4 protein-coding genes are annotated in these 3,773 nt (G+C 75.1%); 1 reads left to right on the top strand and 3 read right to left on the bottom strand.

Annotation, left to right across the window (positions count from 1 at the left end):
• Positions 1 to 324 precede the first annotated feature (324 nt).
• The 3 genes from HOY81_RS26850 to HOY81_RS26840 all read right to left on the bottom strand — a co-directional run bounded on the left by HOY81_RS26850 (position 325) and on the right by HOY81_RS26840 (position 2,582).
• Positions 325 to 1,038 carry a DUF2267 domain-containing protein gene (locus HOY81_RS26850; protein WP_237323311.1) on the bottom strand — a complete coding sequence of 238 codons (714 nt, stop codon included), beginning with the start codon at positions 1,036 to 1,038 and terminating at the stop codon, positions 325 to 327.
• A gap of 231 nt (positions 1,039 to 1,269) precedes the next feature.
• The gene (locus tag HOY81_RS26845; protein WP_237323310.1) at positions 1,270 to 1,938 is read right to left on the bottom strand and encodes a dihydrofolate reductase family protein; all 669 of its coding nucleotides are present in this window, start codon (positions 1,936 to 1,938) and stop codon (positions 1,270 to 1,272) included.
• A gap of 410 nt (positions 1,939 to 2,348) precedes the next feature.
• A complete protein-coding gene (locus HOY81_RS26840; RefSeq protein WP_237323309.1) occupies positions 2,349 to 2,582 on the bottom strand; it encodes a hypothetical protein in 234 nt (77 codons plus the stop codon).
• 172 nt (positions 2,583 to 2,754) lie between these two features.
• Between HOY81_RS26840 and HOY81_RS26835 the strand changes: the two genes are divergently transcribed.
• Complete coding sequence (locus HOY81_RS26835; protein ID WP_237323308.1) at positions 2,755 to 3,570, top strand: SAM-dependent methyltransferase; 816 nt, start codon at positions 2,755 to 2,757, stop codon at positions 3,568 to 3,570.
• The last annotated feature ends 203 nt before the right edge of the window (positions 3,571 to 3,773 follow it).

The raw sequence follows: 3,773 nt of genomic DNA, 5'->3' as shown, positions 1-3,773 counted from the left end.
CCGGGGCCGCCCGCCCCCGGCCCTCGCGACACCACCGCCGCCTGATCCGCCCCGCCGGGCGCCTCGTGCGGGACGCCGCGCCGCTCCTGACACACGGCCGCGGGACCGGCCGCGCACCGCACGGCACCACCGCCACGGCCGCAGACCGGGGCCTCCGGCCGCACCACGGCCGGCGCGCGGCGCCGGCCGGAGACGGCCTATGGCGGCCGGCGCACGGGCGGGGGCGGCCCGCCCCCGCCCGGTGGGGTCGGAGGCGTCCCGCCCTGAGGGTGGGGTCGGCAGCGGAGTGCGGCGGCCGCAAACGCGCGGCCGGCGGGAGACCCGTCAGCCGGGGCGGCCCCCGGAGCCGACCGCGGCGACGGCGTCGTCGATCCGGTCGGCGAGGTCGAGGTCGACGGCGGTCACGGCGTCCACCGAGCGGGTGCGGAGCACGAAGGTGACGCCGCCGCCGGTACGTTCCCGTTCACAGGTGTGCCGCAGGTCCCGCGCGTCCCGGTCCACCTGGTTCAGCAGCGGCGGCAGCCGGTCCTCCGGCAGGGAGACGGTGCGGGTCAGCCCGTGTGCGTCCCCGCTCCACTCCGGGCGGCGCCGCAACGCGGCGTCCAGCTCCTCCCGGCTGAGCGGCGCGGGCGCCTGGGTGGCCGGGTTGTCCCGGGCCGTACGCTCCTCCGGCGCGGTGAAGAGCTCGGCGAAGTCCGCCGGGAGGCTCTCCCGCAGTTCGCGGGTGAGGTCGGGCTCGCCGGCGTCCACCTGGGACATCACGATCCGGGCGAGGTGCCGGGCCCGCTCGGGCGGCACACCGAGGTTGCGCCCGATCTCCTCCCAGAGCTCGGCGGGGCCGCCCCGGGCCGGGGGCACGGTGGCCAGCGCGGCGTCCCGCTCGGGTCCCGGCACGGCGCTCCGCAGCCGCCGGCGCTGCGGCATCTCCAGCCGGTGGGTGAGCGCGGCGAGCGTGACGCGGAGGACGCGCAGCGCCTCCTCGTCCGTCAGCCGTGCCTGCGCGGCGACTTCTTCCACCAGGCGCTCATGAACGATCATCGCTCCTCCGGCAGTCGTGACGGTCCGGGCCGGGCCCGGACCGCCGGAACGGGTCTCCGGGCGGCGCCACCCCGGCCGTCCGATCGCCGCCGGGCCCTCGGGCCCGTGGCCGGCATGCGCCGGCCGTGCGGCACCGGCGGGGCCGTCGCTCACGCCGGCCACCGGGCGGCGCCGCCCCTGCGCGGTACCCGTGGCGGCCTCCCGTACACGCCGCCCCGGCCGTTCCGCCCCTCAGCCGGTGAGCTTCATCTCGCGCGCCTTCTCCGGATAGTCCTCCAGCGCGAACGACCCGTACTCCGGAGCGCCCGCGCGCTCGTACGTGCAGTAGAGCGCGCCGGTGCCGGTGGTCCGGGAGCCGGTCAGCCGCAGGGCGGCCGGCACGGTGCCCGGCGCGAAGAGCCGCTTGCCGGTGCCGAGCACCACCGGCTCGATGAAGAGCCGGTACGCGTCCACCAGGTCGTGCCGCTGCAGGGTGGCGATGAGATCGCTGCTGCCCTGGACGTTCACCTCGCCCGTGACACGCTGCTTGAGCGCGGCGACGGCCTGGGCGACGTCGCCCGTGGAGTCCCGCTCCAGCAGGTGCGCGTTGTGCCACTCCACGGTCCGGAGGGTGCGTGAGGCGACGTACTTCGGCATGGCGTTCAGCTTCGAGGCGACCGGGTCGTTCTCGTCGGTGATCTGCGGCCAGTGGGCGGCGAAGATGTCGTACGTCCGGCGCCCCAGGAGCAGCGCTTCGATCCCCGCGAACTGCTCCACCATGATCCGGCCCAGCTCCTCGTCGGCGTACGGGACGGACCAGCCGCCGTGCTCGAAACCGCCGTCCCGGTCCTCGGACGGGCCGCCCGGGGCCTGCATGACGCCGTCCAGGGTCACGAACGCGGACACCACCAGTGTGCTCATCGTGCTCTCCTCCCTCACCGGGTGCGTGCTGCGGAACCTGCACAGGGAGAGACGGGCGCCGCGGCCGGAACTCATCGGCGTCCGCGCTCGCGAAGCAGGCCCGTATCCGCTTGACGCCCGCCCACCCCCAGGAGCAAAATAGGACATAAGCCAGAGAACCGGAAAGCCGCACCGTCGGTGGAGACGTCCATCGACAGGAGACTTGGCACGGCTCTGGTGAGGCCCCCGCGAGCCCGCGGTGCCGGAGCCTCGGCGACGACCGAGGCGGAAGACACCGAAGGACTCACGGGGACTGTTCTGTGTGTTCCGGGCCGGGCGCAACCGCACCGCGCACCGTCCGCCGGCACCCCCGGACCTCCTCGGGCCGTCCCCCGGCGGACCGGCCGGGGAACGGCCCGAGGCGTGTGCGGCTAGCGGGAGCCCTCGCCGCCTCCCCGGCTCCCGGCGCCCTCGCTGCTCTCGCCGCCGGCACCGCCCTCGACGTCTTCCGGACGGTGCAGGCCCGCTTCCTCCATCGCCTGCCGCATCGTGGTGCTGGCGTGCTCGTCGGGCCGCTCCTCCGCGTCCTCCCGCACCGTGTCGGGGTGGGTGACGGTGTCCTGGGTCTTCTGGGTCTTGCGGCGGTTCTCCTCCGGGACGGTCATGATCACCGTTCCTTCCCGTCGTGGCCGGTCGTGCAGTGGACGGGTACCCGGCGGCACCGCGGCGACTCCCGCCCACGCTGCCGGGACGGGGGTGACGGCGGACGGGACGCCCGTACGCCGTTCGGCTAGGTTGGTCGGGACAGCGGACGGACGCACGCGGCAGGGGGTCGTCATGGCAGAGGACGCGGAACACACCGACCGGGCGAGGCCGGCGCTGGACACCAGCGTTCCGCACTCGGCGCGGATCTGGAACTACCTGCTGGGCGGGAAGGACAACTACCCGGTCGACCGGGCGGCCGGCGACAAGGTGCTGGAGCTCTTCCCCGGCATGGTCGACATCACCCGCCACTCCCGCGCGTTCATCGGCCGCGTGGTCCGGTACCTCGCCGGGGAGGCCGGCATCCGGCAGTTCCTGGACATCGGCACCGGGCTGCCGACGGTGGACAACACGCACGAGATCGCGCAGCGCGTCGCCCCCGAGTGCCGAATCGTGTACGTCGACAACGACCCGCTGGTGCTCGCGCACGCCCAGGCGCTGCTCACCAGCACCCCCGAGGGCGCCACGGCCTATCTCGACGCCGACGTGCGCGACCCGGAGCACATCCTGCGGGAGGCGACCGCCACCCTGGACCTGGACCGCCCGGTCGGCCTGATGCTCATGGGCATCCTCGGCCTCGTCGAGGACTACGACCAGGCCCGCGCCATCGTGCGCCGGCTGATGGACGCCCTGCCGCCCGGCAGCTATCTCGGGCTGAACGACGGCGCCGACACCGACCCGGACTATGTGGAAGCCATCCGGCGGCACAACGCCGCCAGCGGCGCGGTCTCCTACACTCCGCGCAGCCCCGAGCAGATCGCCGGCTTCTTCGAGGGACTGGAGCTGCTGGAACCGGGCGTCGTCTCCTGCCCGCACTGGCGGCCCGAGGCGCTGCCGTTCGGCGAGCCGCCGGTGATCGCGGCCTACGGAGGCCTGGCGCGCAAGAACTGACGGCCGCCCGGGGCCACGTCCGGCGCGGGGACACCCCGGGAGCCGGGGAGGGACACCACGCGAGGGAGGCCCTGCCGGCGGGGGAATCCGGCAGGGCCTCCCCTCTGCGTGTGTCCACCGACGGCGCCGGGAAACCCCCGGCGCCACACGGGTGTTTCCTCCTCCCGGAGCGGTGATACCCAGCGGACGGCGGCAGCCGTCCC

It is taken from the genome of Streptomyces sp. JJ36 (genome assembly GCF_021696945.1).
In the GTDB taxonomy this organism is placed as follows: domain Bacteria; phylum Actinomycetota; class Actinomycetes; order Streptomycetales; family Streptomycetaceae; genus Streptomyces.
The sequence above is the reverse complement of the archived record's forward strand: the minus strand, read 5'-3'. Positions and strand labels throughout refer to the sequence as shown.

Bases quoted from the DNA above. Each gene is read 5' to 3' on its own strand.
- HOY81_RS26850 (WP_237323311.1), bottom strand. From the start codon at position 1,038: ATGATCGTTCATGAGCGCCTGGTGGAAGAAGTCGCCGCGCAGGCACGG.
- HOY81_RS26840 (WP_237323309.1), bottom strand. From the start codon at position 2,582: ATGACCGTCCCGGAGGAGAACCGCCGCAAGACCCAGAAGACCCAGGAC.
- HOY81_RS26835 (WP_237323308.1), top strand. From the start codon at position 2,755: ATGGCAGAGGACGCGGAACACACCGACCGGGCGAGGCCGGCGCTGGAC.
- HOY81_RS26845 (WP_237323310.1), bottom strand. From the start codon at position 1,938: ATGAGCACACTGGTGGTGTCCGCGTTCGTGACCCTGGACGGCGTCATG.